At 74.8% G+C, this 14,518-nt stretch carries 13 protein-coding genes; 11 read left to right on the forward strand and 2 right to left on the reverse strand.

The features are described 5' to 3' along the window. Nucleotides 1-242: 242 nt before the first annotated feature. The 9 genes from ACIRPH_RS14315 to nudC all read left to right on the forward strand — a co-directional run bounded on the left by ACIRPH_RS14315 (nt 243) and on the right by nudC (nt 10,010). On the forward strand, nt 243-1,028 hold the full coding sequence (locus ACIRPH_RS14315; protein WP_402913953.1) for a GntR family transcriptional regulator: 786 nt from the start codon (nt 243-245) through the stop codon (nt 1,026-1,028). A 573-nt stretch (nt 1,029-1,601) separates the two neighbouring features. Continuing rightward, nucleotides 1,602-2,717 carry a TIGR03364 family FAD-dependent oxidoreductase gene (locus tag ACIRPH_RS14320; protein ID WP_402914796.1) on the forward strand — a complete coding sequence of 372 codons (1,116 nt, stop codon included), beginning with the start codon at nt 1,602-1,604 and terminating at the stop codon, nt 2,715-2,717. Next, nucleotides 2,711-3,406, forward strand: a complete 696-nt coding sequence (locus tag ACIRPH_RS14325; RefSeq protein WP_402913956.1) for a phosphonatase-like hydrolase — start codon at nt 2,711-2,713, stop codon at nt 3,404-3,406. The genes ACIRPH_RS14320 and ACIRPH_RS14325 overlap by 7 nt, the downstream gene beginning before the upstream one ends. A 3-nt stretch (nt 3,407-3,409) precedes the next feature. Further along, a complete protein-coding gene (locus ACIRPH_RS14330; RefSeq protein WP_402913959.1) occupies nt 3,410-4,465 on the forward strand; it encodes an ABC transporter ATP-binding protein in 1,056 nt (351 codons plus the stop codon). Next, the gene (locus ACIRPH_RS14335) at nt 4,462-5,397 is read left to right on the forward strand and encodes a 2-aminoethylphosphonate ABC transporter permease subunit (RefSeq protein WP_402913960.1); all 936 of its coding nucleotides are present in this window, start codon (nt 4,462-4,464) and stop codon (nt 5,395-5,397) included. Before ACIRPH_RS14330 ends, ACIRPH_RS14335 begins: the two co-directional genes overlap by 4 nt. Next, entirely contained in the window at nt 5,384-6,181 is a 798-nt protein-coding gene (locus tag ACIRPH_RS14340; RefSeq protein ID WP_402913961.1) for an ABC transporter permease, read from the forward strand. The genes ACIRPH_RS14335 and ACIRPH_RS14340 overlap by 14 nt, the downstream gene beginning before the upstream one ends. Nucleotides 6,182-6,263: 82 nt before the next feature. Continuing rightward, complete coding sequence (locus ACIRPH_RS14345) at nt 6,264-7,310, forward strand: 2-aminoethylphosphonate ABC transporter substrate-binding protein (RefSeq protein ID WP_402913964.1); 1,047 nt, start codon at nt 6,264-6,266, stop codon at nt 7,308-7,310. 231 nt (nt 7,311-7,541) lie between these two features. Continuing rightward, a complete protein-coding gene (locus tag ACIRPH_RS14350; protein WP_402913966.1) occupies nt 7,542-8,924 on the forward strand; it encodes a dipeptidase in 1,383 nt (460 codons plus the stop codon). 135 nt (nt 8,925-9,059) lie between these two features. Continuing rightward, the gene (gene nudC, locus ACIRPH_RS14355; RefSeq protein ID WP_402913969.1) at nt 9,060-10,010 is read left to right on the forward strand and encodes an NAD(+) diphosphatase; all 951 of its coding nucleotides are present in this window, start codon (nt 9,060-9,062) and stop codon (nt 10,008-10,010) included. Nucleotides 10,011-10,223: 213 nt separating this feature from the next. Here the strand turns inward: nudC and ACIRPH_RS14360 are convergent, their stop codons facing one another. Then, nucleotides 10,224-10,679 (reverse strand): ANTAR domain-containing protein, encoded by a 456-nt coding sequence (locus ACIRPH_RS14360; protein WP_330161767.1) that lies wholly within the window; start codon nt 10,677-10,679, stop codon nt 10,224-10,226. Between the two features lie 151 nt (nt 10,680-10,830). Beyond that, nucleotides 10,831-11,091: a mycoredoxin gene (locus ACIRPH_RS14365; RefSeq protein ID WP_267950259.1), complete on the reverse strand. Its 261-nt coding sequence runs from the start codon at nt 11,089-11,091 to the stop codon at nt 10,831-10,833. Between the two features lie 266 nt (nt 11,092-11,357). Between ACIRPH_RS14365 and ACIRPH_RS14370 the strand changes: the two genes are divergently transcribed. Continuing rightward, nucleotides 11,358-13,484 (forward strand): ATP-dependent DNA helicase UvrD2, encoded by a 2,127-nt coding sequence (locus ACIRPH_RS14370; RefSeq protein ID WP_402913971.1) that lies wholly within the window; start codon nt 11,358-11,360, stop codon nt 13,482-13,484. Next, nucleotides 13,477-14,385 carry an acyl-CoA thioesterase II gene (tesB, locus tag ACIRPH_RS14375; RefSeq protein WP_402913973.1) on the forward strand — a complete coding sequence of 303 codons (909 nt, stop codon included), beginning with the start codon at nt 13,477-13,479 and terminating at the stop codon, nt 14,383-14,385. The genes ACIRPH_RS14370 and tesB overlap by 8 nt, the downstream gene beginning before the upstream one ends. The last annotated feature ends 133 nt before the right edge of the window (nt 14,386-14,518 follow it).

Below are 14,518 nucleotides of genomic sequence, written 5' to 3' on the forward strand. Positions count from 1 at the left end.
CTCGCGCTCCGGCTCCCTGCCCCTGTCTCCCGGCCCCTGCGCGCCCGCTCCCTGTCCTTGTCCCCCGGCCCTCGCGCGCCCGTTCCCTGCCCCGGCCTCCCGGGCTCCGATCCCTGCCCCTTGTCCCCGGCCTCCGAACGCCAGGTCCCCGCCTCCTGCCTCCCCGGGCCCCGGGGACCCGGCGCGGGTACGCCCGTGGACGTCCCCCGGCGTTGCCGGGGCGTTCACCGGCGTGCGGGACAATGTCCCGCGTGTCGAGCCCAGGAATCCCCCAGGACAGCAGTGCACCGGTGCGCGCGGGCGTGCCCGAGCACGGACGGGTCCCCAAGTACTACGCGGTGCGGATACTCCTGACGGAGCTGGTGTCCGAGCTGGCCGAGGGGCAGGCGCTGCCCACCGAGCGGGAGCTCGCCGAGCGCTTCGGCGCGGCCCGGGAGACGGTCCGGCAGGCCCTGCGCGACCTGCTGCTGGAGGGCAGGCTGCGCCGCCTCGGGCGCGGCACCGTGGCCGCGGGCCCCAAGCTGGAGCAGCCGCTGTCCCTGGCCAGCTACACCGAGGGCGTGCGCCGACAGGGCCGGAGGCCGGGGCGGTCCCTGATCGACCTGCGCAGCTGGCCGTGCCCGCCCCGGCTCGCCGAGGAGCTCCGGCTGGCGGTCGGCGAACCGGTCTGGCACATGGAGCGGGTGCTGCTGGCCGACGACGAGCGGGTGGGCCTGGAGTCCACCTACATCGCGGTGGCCCGCGCCCCCCGCCTGGACGTCGAGTTCGACCCGGACTCGACCTTCTACGGCTACCTGCGGGAGAGGCTGGGCATCGCGTTCGCCGACGCGGACGAGCGGTTGGAGACGGTGCTGGCGGCGCCGCGTGAGGCGCTCCTGGTGGGGACCCCTCCGGCGCTGCCGATGCTGCTCATCCACCGGGTGTCGCGCGACGGGGAGGGCCGGCCCTTCGAGCGTGTGCGCTCGCTGTACCGGGGCGACCGCTTCAGCTTCACCACCCGCCTGTCCGGGGACGGGCGGGACTCCTAGGGCCGTTCCGCGGACGCCCGCCCCGCTGCGCGTCGCCCCGGCACGCCCCTCGCCGCGTCCGCGGAACACGTCCCGGGCCCGTGTCCCGCGGGCCGTCCCGGGTTCGCGTCCGTCTGTCCCCAGCCCGCGGAGTCCTCGTCCGTCGACAGGGCCCCGCCCCGGCTCCTTCCTCGGCCTTGGGGGGAGCGCCCCGCACGCGCCGTACGCCGCGTCCCCGGAACACCTCCCGGCGGTCCGCCCGGAACCGTTGCCGGTGGGACGCCAGGGGTGGTGACCCGGAGGACCCCGCCCCCGCCGGGGGTGCGGGCCCTCGAACCCGCCGGGGCCGCGGCCCTCCCCGGTCACCGCGCCGGGCCGTGTCCGGCGTCGTGCCCGGGCCTGCGGCGCCGACCGGCCCGGGGCCGCCCCCGCCCTCCCGCGCCGCGTCCCGACCCGCTCGTCCGGCGGTCGACGAGCCTCCTTTTTATAACGAGAAGATAACGGGTCTAGTCCATAGTTCGACCGTGGTTCACCGGGGCGTCCCCACCTCGCTCGGTGCTCTCCATCCGCGCCCCCGAACCTCGAACCATGAGAGTGATCATCGTCGGTGCCGGAGTACTCGGCACCATGCACGCCTGGCAGGCCGTCTCCCGGGGACACGAGGTCGTCCACCTCGAACGCGAGGAGGCAGCCCGGGGCGCCTCCGTCCGCAACTTCGGCCTGGTCTGGGTCGGCGGACGCGCCCCCGGAGCCGAACTGGAGTCCGCGCGCCGCGCACGCGTCCTGTGGGAGGAGATCGCCGAACGGATCCCCGGCCTGGGGTTCCGCCCCTCCGGCTCCCTCACGGTCGCCACCACGGAGCAGGAGCTGGCCGTCGCCGAGGCCGCCGCCGGGGCCCACGACGCGGAGGAGCGCGGCTACCGGCTCCTCGACGCCGCCCGGGTCCGCGAGGTCAACCCCGCCCTGCGCGGCGACGTCCTCGGCGCGCTCTGGTGCCGCAGCGACGCCCAGGTGGAGCCCCGCACCGCCCAGGCCGCCCTCCAGGGGGAACTCGCCCGCAGCGGCCGCTACACCCTCGTCACCGGGTGCGAGGTCCGCGACCTCGCGGGGCCCGGCGCCGTCCGCGACGACCGCGGCCGGATCCACGGCGGCGACGCCGTGGTCCTGTGCACCGGCGCCTGGCTCGGCGGACTCGTGCGCGAACTCGCCCCCGACCTGCCGGTCCGCCGTGTCCGACTCCAGATGGCCGAGACCGCCCCCCTGGGGGAGACCCTCACCACCTCCGTCGCCGACGGCGACAGCTTCCGCTACTACCCGGCCTACCGGGGGCCCGCCCTGGACGCGCTCAACGCCGGCCAGCCCCAGGCGGCCGTCGCCGACCGCCACCGCATGCAGCTCCTGATGGTCCAGCGTGCCGACGGCTCCCTGACCGTGGGCGACACCCACGAGTACGACGCCCCGTTCTCCTTCGACACGGAGGAGGACCCCTACGAACACCTCGCGGAGGTCGCCGGCCGCCTCCTCGGCCGCCCGCTGCCCCCGTTCCGCCGCCGCTGGGCGGGCGTCTACGCCCAGTGCGCCGACCCCTCCCGGGTCGTGCACCGCGCCTCCGTCGGGCCCGACGCCTGGCTGGTCACCGGCCCCGGCGGGCGCGGCATGACCTGCTCGCCCGCCATCGCCGAGACGACCGCCGACGAACTGGAATGGTGACCGTGAACCGTACCGACGCACACCGCACGCCCGTGGAACTCGTCGTCCTCGACATGGCGGGGACCACCGTCGCCGACGACGGGCTCGTGGAGCGGGCCTTCGCCGCCGCCCTGCCCGAGCACACCTCCGAGGCCGCCGACCACGTGCGCGCCACCATGGGCGAATCCAAGATCTCGGTCTTCCGCCACCTCACGGGCGGTGACGAGGAGCGCGCCCAGGAGGCCAACCGGGCCTTCGAGCGCGCCTACGCCCGGCTCGTCGACCAGGGCCTCTGCGCGCCCCTGCCAGGAGCCGGGGACACCCTGCGCCGCCTCCGCGCCGAAGGCCGCACCACCGCGCTGACCACGGGTTTCGCCCGTGACACCCAGGACAGGATCCTCCGGGCCCTGGGATGGGAGGACATCGCCGACCTCACCCTCTGCCCCGCCGACGCGGGCGGGAGGGGGCGGCCCCACCCCGACATGGTGCTCACCGCCGCCCTGCGCGCGGGCGTCGGCTCGGTGGCCGCCGTCGCCGTCGTCGGCGACACCGCCGCCGACATCCGCAGCGGGCTGCGGGCCGGGGCCTCGGTCGTCGCCGGCGTCCGCACGGGGGCCCACGGCGCGGACGCGCTCCTCGCCGCCGGGGCCACGCACGTCCTGGACGGCGTCGCCGACCTGCCCGCGCTCCTCGCGGACCGGGAGGGCTGAGCCGTGGGCATCCGCTTCGACCACGTCAGCGTCGCCTACGGGGACACCGTGGTCCTCGACGACCTGGACCTGACCGTCGAACCCGGCGGGTTCACCGCCCTGCTCGGCCCCTCCGGCTCGGGCAAGACCACGGCCCTGCGAGCCGTGGCCGGGTTCGTCCGGCCCGCCTCCGGGCGCGTCCTGATCGGCGGGCGCGACGTCACCGGCCTCCCGCCGTACGCCCGCGGGGTCGGCATGGTGGTGCAGAGCTACGCGCTCTTCCCGCACATGCGCGTCGACCAGAACGTCGCCTTCGGCCTGCGCGCCCAGGGCGTGCCCCGCAGGGAGGTCGCCGGGCGCGTCGAGGAAGCCCTCGGCATGACCGGGATGGCCGACTACGCACGCCGCCACCCCCGCGAGCTGTCCGGCGGGCAGCAGCAGCGCGTGGCCATCTCCCGGGCCCTGGCCATCCGCCCCCGCGTGCTCCTCCTGGACGAGCCCCTGTCCGCCCTGGACGCGCAGCTGCGCTCGGACATGCTCGCCGAACTCGCCCGGCTGCACCGCGAACTGCCCGACGTCACGGTCCTCTACGTCACCCACGACCAGAGCGAGGCGCTGACCCTCGCCGACCGGGTCGCCGTGCTGGACCGCGCACGCCTGCGCGAGCACGGAACGCCCCGCGAACTGTACGGGCGTCCCCGGGCCGCCTTCACCGCCCGGTTCGTCGGCGGGGCCAACCTGCTGCCCGCCCGCCTGACCGGGGGCCGCGTGCACTGCCTCGGCGCCGTCCTCGACGCCGACCCCGCCGACCTGCCCCCGGGCGCCTCGGACGGCGACGACCTCCGGGTGTGCCTGCGCCCGCACCGGGTCGCCCTGGGAGAGGCCGAGCACACCCTGGAGGGCGTGGTCTCCGACGTCCAGTGGCGCGGCTCCACCCACAGGGTCACCGCGCTCGTGGGCGGACACCCGGTCACGGCGGAGCTGACGGAGAGCCCCGCCCCGCCGGAGCCCGGGAGCACGGTCACCCTCGGCTTCACCCGGCGGGACGCGGTCCTGCTCACCCCGGAGGAGGCATCGTGACCGCGTACCCGGCCCCGAAGGCGGACGCGCCGCCCGCGGCCCGCGCCCCGGAGCCCCCGGCGGACCCCGTGCCGGGGCGCGCCCCGCGACGGCTCCCCGTGTGGGTGTGGGCTGTGCCCCCGGTGGCGCTGCTCGCGGCGGTCTTCCTCTACCCGCTCGTCCTCGTCGCGGCGGAGTCCGTCGCCGCTCCCGGCGGCGGACTCACCCTCGCCCACCACGCCGACGTCCTGGGCTCCGAGTCGTTCCGGTCGGCGCTGGGCACCACCGTGTTCGTCGCGGTCGCCTCCACGGCGGGCTGCCTGGTGCTCGGGTTCCTGCTCGCCCTCGTCGTGGCGTTCGTGCCCTTCCCCGGCAGCGGCGCCACCGCCCGGTTCATCGACACCTACCTCTCCTTCCCGTCCTTCCTCATCACCCTGGCGCTCCTGTTCGTCTACGGCACCGTGGGCATGGCCAACGGGATGTGGACCGACCTGACCGGCGCGGAGAGCGGGCCCTTCCGGTTCCTCGCCACGCCCTGGGGCGTGATCCTCGCCGAGATCACCTACTTCACGCCCTTCGTCATGCGGCCCCTGCTCGCCGCGTTCGGCCAGCTGGACACCGCGCAGCTGGAGGTCGCCTCGTCCCTGGGGGCCAGGCCCCTGCGGGTGGTGCGCGAGGTGATCCTGCCCGAGGCCGGGCCCGCCCTGGTCGCCGGAGGGGCGCTCGTGCTGGTGCTGTGCCTCAACGAGTTCGCGATCGTCCTGTTCACGGGGGCGAAGGACGTCGTCACCCTGCCCATGCTCGTGTACCAGGCGGCGATCCTCCGGTCCGACTACACGACGGCCTGCGTCGTCGCCACGGTCAACGCGGCCCTGTCGGTCTCCCTCTACCTCGTCTACCGGGCGGCCACCGCCCGCCTGAGCTCCGACGGAGGCCGCCGTGCTCGTGCATGACCGCTTCGCCCGCTGGGCGGTGTGGGGGCTCTTCGCCGCCCTGGCGCTGCCGCTGTTCCTGCTGCCGCTGGGCGTGATCGCCGCCGCGGCCTTCTCCACCAGCTGGAGCGGCGTCCTGCCCTCCGGCCCCACCCTCGACAACTTCTCGGGCCTCACCCGCGGCGGGACCCTGGAGGCGCTGCGGGTCAGCGCCGTCACCGCCGCCGTGGCCGGCCTGCTGGCCCTCACCGCCGGGACCTGGGCGGCCCTGGTCGCGACCTCCCTGCGCCGGCGGGGCCGCGCCGTCCTGGACGCGCTCTTCATGCTGCCCGTGGCGGTCCCCACGGTCGTGGTGGGCCTGGCGCTCCTGGTGGCGTTCAGCCGTCCGCCGATCCTGCTCAACGGCACGCAGGCCATCGTGGTCATCGCGCACACGGTGCTGGTCACGGCCTTCGCCTACCAGTCGGTCTCCGCGGCACTCGACCGCCTCGACCCGGTGTACTCCCAGGTCGCGGCCTCCCTCGGCGCCAGGCCGGCGCGGGTCCTGCTCCAGGTCCGCCTGCCGCTGCTGCTGCCCGCGCTCGGCGCCGCCGCCGGCCTGTGCTTCGCCCTGTCCATGGGCGAGCTGAGCGCGACGATGATGCTCTACCCGCCGGACTGGATGCCGCTGCCCGTCCGGATCTTCGCCGCCACCGACCGGGGAGCCCTCTTCTCGGGAGCGGCCTCCGCCCTCGTCCTGATGGCCACCACCCTGCTCGTCCTCCTCCTGCTGTCCCGGGTCCGCACCCGGGCGTCGTTCCGCTGACCCGGCGCGGCGCCGACCCCGCCGCCCCGGCCCGTCGCCCCCCTCCGTCCCGCCAGCTCCGCCCGAACCGAGAGGCACCGCCATGACCGCACGCATCCGGACGGCCGCCGCCACCGCGTCCGCCCTCGCCCTCGCCGCCGCCCTGGCCGCCTGCGCCCCCACCGAGGCCGCGGCCGACACCGTCACCGTCTACTCCGCCGACGGCCTGCGCGACGAGGAGGGCACGGGGTGGCTCGACCAGCTCTTCGCCGAGTTCGAGGAGGAGACCGGCCTCACCGTCCAGTACGTCGAGGGCGGCTCCGGGGAGATGGTCCAGCGCGCCGACCGCGAGAGCACCAACACCCAGGCCGACGTCATGATCACCCTGCCGCCCTTCATCCAGCAGGCCGACGGCCTCGGCCTCCTCCAGCCGTACGAGCCCGAGGGCTCCGAGAACGTCGACGTGAAGGACCCCGACGGCAAGTGGACCGCCGTCGTCAACAACTACTTCGCGTTCGTGTACAACAAGAAGGAGCTGGCCGAGCCCCCGACCACCTGGGAGGACCTCCTCGCACCCGAGTTCGAGGGCCGCCTCCAGTACTCCACGCCCGGCGTCGCGGGGGACGGCACCGCGGTCGTGATCCAGGCGATGCACGACTTCGGGGGGCTGGAGCCAGCCATGGACTACCTCGGCGAGCTCCAGGCCAACAACGTCGGCCCCTCCTCGTCGACCGGGGCGCTCGGCCCGAAGGTCGACAAGGGGGAGCTCCTCGTCGCCAACGGCGACGTCCAGATGAACCACGCCCAGTCCCGCACCATGCCCAACCTCGGGATCTGGTTCCCGGCGAGGGAGGGCGGCGACCCCACCACCTTCGCCCTGCCCTACACCGCGGGGCTCATGGAGGGCGCCCCCAACGCCGACAACGGCCGCGCCCTCCTCGACTTCCTGCTGACCGAGGACGCCCAGCAGAGGGTGGCCCCCGTCGCGGGCGGCTTCCCGGCCCGCACCGACGTCGCCTCCGAGGGCGAGGACGCCGAGGCGCTGGAGGAGCTGATGGAGGGCGTGGAGGTCTTCGAGCCCGACTGGGACGACATCGACGCCCGCCTCCCCGAGTACCTCGACGCCTGGCGCGAGGCCACGGGCGGCTGAACCGGGGCGCGCGGGGCCGGCCGGCCCTCCGGCCCCGCGCGCGCCCGGGCACGGCGGCAGGGGTCCGACGGCCCCGCCGCCCCCGGTCCCGCGCGCCGGCCGCCCGCCCCGGAAGGGCGGGGAGCGGGGAGGGCACCGCACGGGCGCACCGTGCCGCCGGGGCCGGGCGTGACCGGTTCGTCCAGGTTCTAGGCTCGATCACGACAAGGACGTCTAGGAAAGGACGGGCAGATGGACGCGCGCGCCCACATCGAGGCCCACAAGGACGAGTTCCTCGCCTCGCTCGGGGAGTGGCTGGCGATCCCCTCGATCTCGGCGGACCCCGCGCACCACGACGACGTGCGGCGGTCCGCGCGGTGGCTCGCCGACCACCTCGCCGCGACCGGCTTCCCCACCGTCGAGGTGTGGGAGACCCCCGGTCTGCCCGCCGTGTTCGCGGAGTGGCCCGCGGCCGACCCCGGCGCCCCCACCGTGCTCGTCTACGGCCACCACGACGTCCAGCCCGTCGACCCGGTGGAGGAGTGGGACACCGAACCGTTCACCCCGACCCGGCGCGGCGCCTCCCTGTTCGCGCGCGGAGCCTCCGACGACAAGGGCCAGGTGCTCTTCCACGCCCTCGGCGTGAGCGCCGCCCTGGCGGCCAGCGGGGCCGACGCGCCGCCGGTCACCGTCAAGCTGCTGGTGGAGGGCGAGGAGGAGTCCGGCTCGGTCCACTTCGCCGACCTGATGAGGGCCAACCGCGACCGCCTCTCCTGCGACGTCGCCGTCATCTCCGACACCACCATGTGGGCCGCCGACACCCCGTCCATGTGCGTGGGCATGCGCGGCGTCACCGACGTCGGGATCAACCTGTACGGCCCGGCCCGCGACCTGCACAGCGGCTCCTTCGGAGGGGCGGTCCCCAACCCTCTCAAGGCCATGAGCGACCTGCTGTCCGGCCTCCACGACGACGACGGCCGCATCGCGGTCCCCGGGTTCTACGACGGCGTCGTCGAGGCGGACCCGGAGGAGCGGGCCCTCATCGCCAGGCTGCCCTTCGACGAGGGGGAGTGGCTGGAGACCGCCGCGTCCACCGCCACCTGGGGGGAGAAGGGCTACAGCACCCTGGAGCGGATCTGGCTGCGGCCGACCGCCGAGATCAACGGCATGTGGGGAGGGCACACCGGCGCGGGCGGCAAGACCATCGTGCCGCGCTCGGCGCACGCCAAGGTCAGCTTCCGGCTCGTGCCGGGCCAGGAGCCGCTGCGCGTCCAGGACCGCGTGCGCGCGTACGTGGAGGCCAACACCCCCGCCGGGCTGCGGGCCGAACTGGAGTTCGGCGGCCCCGGTGTCCGCGCCTGCGCCTCCGACCTGTCCTCCACCGCCCTCAAGGCGGCGCGCTCGGCCATGGAGCGGGCCTTCGGCACGCAGGTGCTGTTCACCCGCGAGGGCGGCAGCGGCCCCGAGGCCGACATCGCCGACATCCTCGACGCGCCCCTGGTGTTCGTCGCCGTCGGCCTGGACGAGGACCGCATCCACGCCCCGAACGAGAAGGTGGAGATCCCCCTCCTCCTCAAGGGCGCGGAGAGCATCGCCTACCTGTGGGAGGAACTGGGCTCCGCGACCCGGGCCTGAAGCCCCCTTCCGCGCCCCGGGGCGCACGCGGCCGCCGCGTGTGTTCCGGGAACGGGCATGCACGGAGCCCTCCGGGGTGTTACCCCTGTATACGGGGGTCGTGCGGACGGCCCTCCCCGACCCCTGGAAGGACCCATGGACGCCGACGCGATCCCCTCACTCTCCCGCTCCACCGTCGACGCCGCCGGACACAGGCGCGTGGACGAGGACTGGCTGGCCAAGGCGTGGGCGGACCCCGACTCCCAGGTCCTGGTGCTGGAGGGCGGCGACCCGGGCAGCCACGGCTGGCAGGCGCTCATGGCCAAGCAGTCCCGCGCGCTGGTCACCACCGGGGACACCCGCGGACTCGTGCTCACCGCCACCCGCGACGCGCCCGAGGGCGAGCGCTACCTGCTCGGCACCGAGGGCGGCCGCGCCTACTTCGCCGTGTGCTCCCCGCGGGAGCTGCTCGCCACCCCCGTCGCGGAGCCGGCGTCGCTGCGCGAGGTCGGCGCGGTCCTCGACGACCGCGACACGGGCCTCCTGACCCGCGCCGTCGCCCTCGCCAACTGGAACGCCACCCACCGCTTCTGCCCCCGCTGCGGGGCCCGCACCACTCCGGCCGCGTCCGGCCACGTGCGCGTGTGCGAGGAGGAGGGCACCGAGCAGTACCCCCGGATGGACCCCGCGGTGATCATGCTCGTGCACCGCGACCGGGGCGGCGACGAGGAGGTCCTGCTCGGCAACAACCCCCACTGGGACGCCCGGCGCTTCTCCGTGCTGGCCGGGTTCGTGGACGCGGGGGAGTCGCTGGAGCAGGCCGTCGTGCGGGAGGTGGCCGAGGAGGCGGGCGTGGTGGTCGAACGGCCGCGCTACCTCACCTCGCAGCCGTGGCCCTTCCCCCGGAGCCTGATGATGGGCTACACCGCGCGGGCCGTCGGGGAGACCGAGCGCACCGACGACGAGATCGCCGTCACCCGCTGGTTCACCCGGCCCGAGCTGGCCGAGGCGGTGCACACCGGGGAGGTCCTGCTGCCCGGCCGGGTGTCGATCGCCCGCACCCTCATCGAGCACTGGTACGGGGCGGAGCTCCCCGGGGGCTGGTGACCGGAGCCCCGGCCGTCCACAGGCGGGCGGAGGGGCCTGCGCCCCCCGCGGTCGGCGCCTACCCTGGAGGGGAGGCCGGGATCCCGGGGCCGGGCCGGCCGGTCACGTGACGCGGCCGTCGGGGCGGGGCGGTCGCGCACTCCCCCCGCACGCCTTCGCGCGCGGGGGCGCCGCGCACCGCCGCCGCCTCCGGCCGCCGGACACCCCGGCCCCTCAGCCGGAGCCGGGGGAGGTGTTCAACTCGTCGGGGAGCGAGGTGAGAGGGCTCGTGCTGCTCTCCACCACGTCCCGTGCCAGGTCGGCCACCTTCCGTCCCCGCGAGCGGGCGGACGAGCGCAGCCGCTCGAACGCCTCCCGGGGCGCCATCGTGTGCCGCTCCGCCAGGACCCCGATCGCCTGCTCCACGACCACGCGCGAGTGCAGCGCGTGCTCCAGCTGCGCGATGGTGTGCCGCAGCCGCTCGACCTCGGAGGCCCCCTCGGGGGCCCGGCCGGGCGCCTGCGACCGCGGGCGGCCGGTCCCCGACTCACCGGTCAGCAGGTCCGCGAGGACCATCGCGCTCACCAGGTCGGGCACCTCCTGTCCGCTGCCCACGCGCCACCCGTTCGGGGTGCGGCGCACCACGCCGGTGTCCACCGTGTCGGCGACCGCTATGTCATGAGACCTCATGTCGTCCCCCAACTCAACACTCCCCGTCGTCCTCGTCCGAGCCTGGTAGCGCCCGAGCGCCGTCGGAGGAGTCCCGTCGTCGGTCACGATCGGGGCCCATGACACGGAACGCGGTCACACCCCGGGGTGCGACCGCGGCACGCGTACCGTCCTACGACAGCTCGGCCAGCTTCTTCTTCACCTGAGCGAGCGACGGGTTGGTCATCGCCGACCCGTCGCTGAAGACCAGCGTCGGCACCGTCTGGTTGCCGCCGTTGACCTTCATGACGAGGTCGGCGGCCTCGGGGTGCTCCTCGATGTTCACCTCACCGCCGGTGATCCCCTCGCGGGAGAGCTGGCTCTTGAGCCGCTTGCAGTACCCGCACCAGGGGGTGGTGTACATCGTGAACTGTTCGGTCGCCGTACTCGTCATCTCGCTCACGTCCTTCTGCCTACGATCGCTGGTATTTCGTCCGGTCCAACATCTCAACACCGAGTGGTCCGGCCCGCTTCCCGCGACCGTGCGACACAACGTGGGACGCCTCACAGGCCCAACTGGTTCTGGAATGTGTCATTCCGCTCGATCGGGGCAGAGTGCCGATCCGCTCGCCGCCACAACCGATACTTGAGAGACTGTGCCCCCGGACATCATCCCCGTCCCCGCACCCGAACAGCCGCCCCGATCACAGCAGGAGCACCATGGACCCCGACCGCGTCCTGGAGGGACTGGACCCGGAGCAGACCGAGGCGGCGCGGGCGCTGCGCGGCCCCGTGTGCATCCTGGCCGGCGCCGGAACAGGGAAGACCCGGGCCATCACCCACCGGATCGCCCACGCGGTCTCCAGCGGGGTGGTGTCCGAGCAGCAGGTGCTCGCGGTCACCTTCACCGCACGCGCCGCCGGTGAGATGCGCGGGCGGCTGCGCGGGCTCGGAGCCCCCCGCGTGCAGGCCCGCACCTTCCACGCCGCCGCCCTGAGGCAGCTGTCGTTCTTCTGGCCGCAGGTCATCGGCGGCGAGAAGCCCACCCTGATCGAGAGCAAGCTCCAGGCGGTCGCCCGCGCCGCCAACTCCGTGGGCGTGCAGCCCGACCGCACCGGGCTGCGCGACCTGGCCAGCGAGATCGAGTGGGCCAAGGTCACCCAGGTCCGGCCCACCGACTACGAGAAGACGGTCGCCAAGACGAGCCGCCAGGCCCCCATGCCCCCCGGCGAGATCGCCCGGGTCTTCGAGGCCTACGAGGCGCTGTGCCGCGAGCGCAACCTGCTCGACTTCGAGTCCATGCTCGAGCTCACAGCCGGGATGATCAACGAGTACCCGGCCATCGCCCAGCGCGTGCGCGACCAGTACCGCTACTTCGTCGTCGACGAGTTCCAGGACGTCAACCCGCTCCAGAAGCTCCTCCTCGACGCCTGGCTGGGCGACCGCGACGACCTGTGCGTGGTGGGCGACCCGAGCCAGACCATCTACTCGTTCGCGGGCGCCACCCCGGGCTACCTCACCGGGTTCGCCGCGCGCTACCCCCACGCCACCGTGGTCCGGCTGGTCCGCGACTACCGCTCCACGCCCCAGGTGGTGCGGGTCGCCAACCACGTCATCGCCCAGGCCCGCGGCACCACCTCGGCCGGCCACCTGACCCTGCAGGCGCAGCGGCCCGACGGGCCCGACCCCATGTACCAGGAGTACGAGGACGAGCCCGCCGAGGCCACCGGGGTCGCCCGCAAGATCAGCGTCCTGATGGAGAACGGGACGCCCGCCGGCGAGATCGCGATCCTGGTGCGCACCAACTCGCAGTCGGCCGCCTACGAGCAGGCGCTGGCCGACGAGGGCGTGCCGTTCACGGTGCGCGGCACCAAACGGTTCTTCGAGCGGCCCGAGATCAAGCAGGCCGTGCACACCCTGCGCGGCGCCCGGCACGAGGCCGCGGGGGAGGCCCCCGAGCCCCTGGTGCACACGGTCCGCCAGCTGCTCGGACAACTCGGACTGACCGAGCAGGCGCCCGAGGGCCGCCAGGCGCGCGAGCGCTGGGAGTCGCTCGCGGCGCTCGCCCAGCTCGCGGAGGACATGGCCGCCAAGCCCGCCCCCGACGGCCGCGCGGTCACCATGGCCGACCTCGTGGACGAGCTGGAGGTGCGCATGGCCACCGAGCACGCGCCCGGCTTCGAGGGCGTCACCCTCGCCTCCCTGCACTCGGCCAAGGGCCTGGAGTGGGACGCCGTCTTCCTCGTCGGCCTCACCGAGGGCATGATGCCGATCATCTACGCGGAGACCGACGAGCAGGTGGAGGAGGAGCGGCGCCTGTTCTACGTGGGGGTCACCCGCGCCCGCGAGCACCTGGCGATGTCCTGGTCGCTGGCGCGCTCGCCCGGCGGGCGCAAGAGCCGCAAGCCCTCCCGGTTCCTGGACGGGCTCCGGCCCGCCTCGCCGTCCACGGCCGCCAAGCGGGCCGAACGCCGCAAGAGCGGCGTGGCCCGCTGCCGGGTGTGCGGGAACGCCCTGGGCGAGGCCGCCGAGCGCAAGCTGGGGCGCTGCCTCGACTGCCCCTCCAGCTACGACGAGGCCCTGCTGGAGCGGTTGCGCGACTGGCGCCGCGCCAACGCGCAGGAGCAGAAGGTCCCCGCCTACGTCGTCTTCACCGACGCCACCCTCCAGGCCATCGCCGAACAGGAGCCCACGAGCGTCTCCCAGCTCTCCGCCGTGTCCGGCGTGGGCGCCGTCAAGCTCGATCGCTACGGTGAGGCCGTGCTCGCGCTGGTCTCGGGCGCGGAGCCGGCGGACGTCATGGGCGACCCCGCCGGCGGCAACGGGGAGGAAGCAGCGAATGACTGAGAGCGCCGACGCGCGGTCGCGGGGCCAGTCCCTGGACGGCCTGCTGGCCGTCCTCGACCTGGAGCGGATCGAGGTGAACATCTTCCGGGGGAGCAGCCCGGCGGAGGGGCCGCAGCGCGTCTTCGGCGGGCTGGTGGCGGGCCAGGCGCTGGTCGCGGCGGGACGCACCGTTCCCTCGGAGCGCCACGTGCACTCCCTCCACGCGTACTTCATACGCCCCGGGGATCCCGAGGTGCCGATCGTCTACGAGGTGGACCGGGTCCGGGACGGCCGCTCGTTCACCACGCGCAGGGTGGTGGCCGTCCAGCACGGAAAGCCGATATTCACCCTGTCGGCCTCCTTCCACAAGGAGGAGCCGGGGCTGGACCACCAGATCCCGATGCCCGACGTGCCGCCGCCGGAGGACCTCCCGAGCGCGCGCGAGCGCCTGCAGGCCGCCTTCGGCAGGGTGCCGGGGTTCGTGCGCTGGCACCCCATCGAACTGCGCCCGGTGGGTCCGCTGTCCTTCGAGGCCGAACGCGACCCCCAGCTGCGGACCGCCACCAACCCGGTGTGGCTCAAGGTGGACGGCAAGCTGCCCGACGACCGCCTGACCCAGGTCTGCCTGATGACCTACGCCTCGGACATGACCCTGCTGGACACGGTCCTGCTCAGGCACGGCCGCTCGTTCGCGGGCATCTCCATGGCCAGCCTCGACCACGCGATGTGGTTCCACCGGCCCTTCCGCGCCGACGAGTGGCTGCTCTACGCGCAGGAGGCCCCGACCGCGCAGGGCGCCCGGGGCCTGGCCCGGGGGCTCGTGTACACCCGCGACGGCCGGCTCGTCTGCTCCGTCGTCCAGGAGGGGCTGATCCGCGTCGTGGACGCCGAGGGCTGGTCCGACGCGCTTCCGGGTTCCTGACACCGCGGAACGGCCGTGGGGGGGGCCCCCCCCCCCCCCCGGGGGGGGGCCCCCCCCCCCCCCCCCCCCCCCCGGGGCGGCGCCCCCCCCCCCCCCCGGCCCGCCCCCCCCCCCCCCGCCCCACCCCCCCCCC

Origin of the sequence: Nocardiopsis sp. NPDC101807 (genome assembly GCF_044766605.1) — a bacterium.
GTDB classification, from domain to species: domain Bacteria; phylum Actinomycetota; class Actinomycetes; order Streptosporangiales; family Streptosporangiaceae; genus Nocardiopsis; species Nocardiopsis tropica.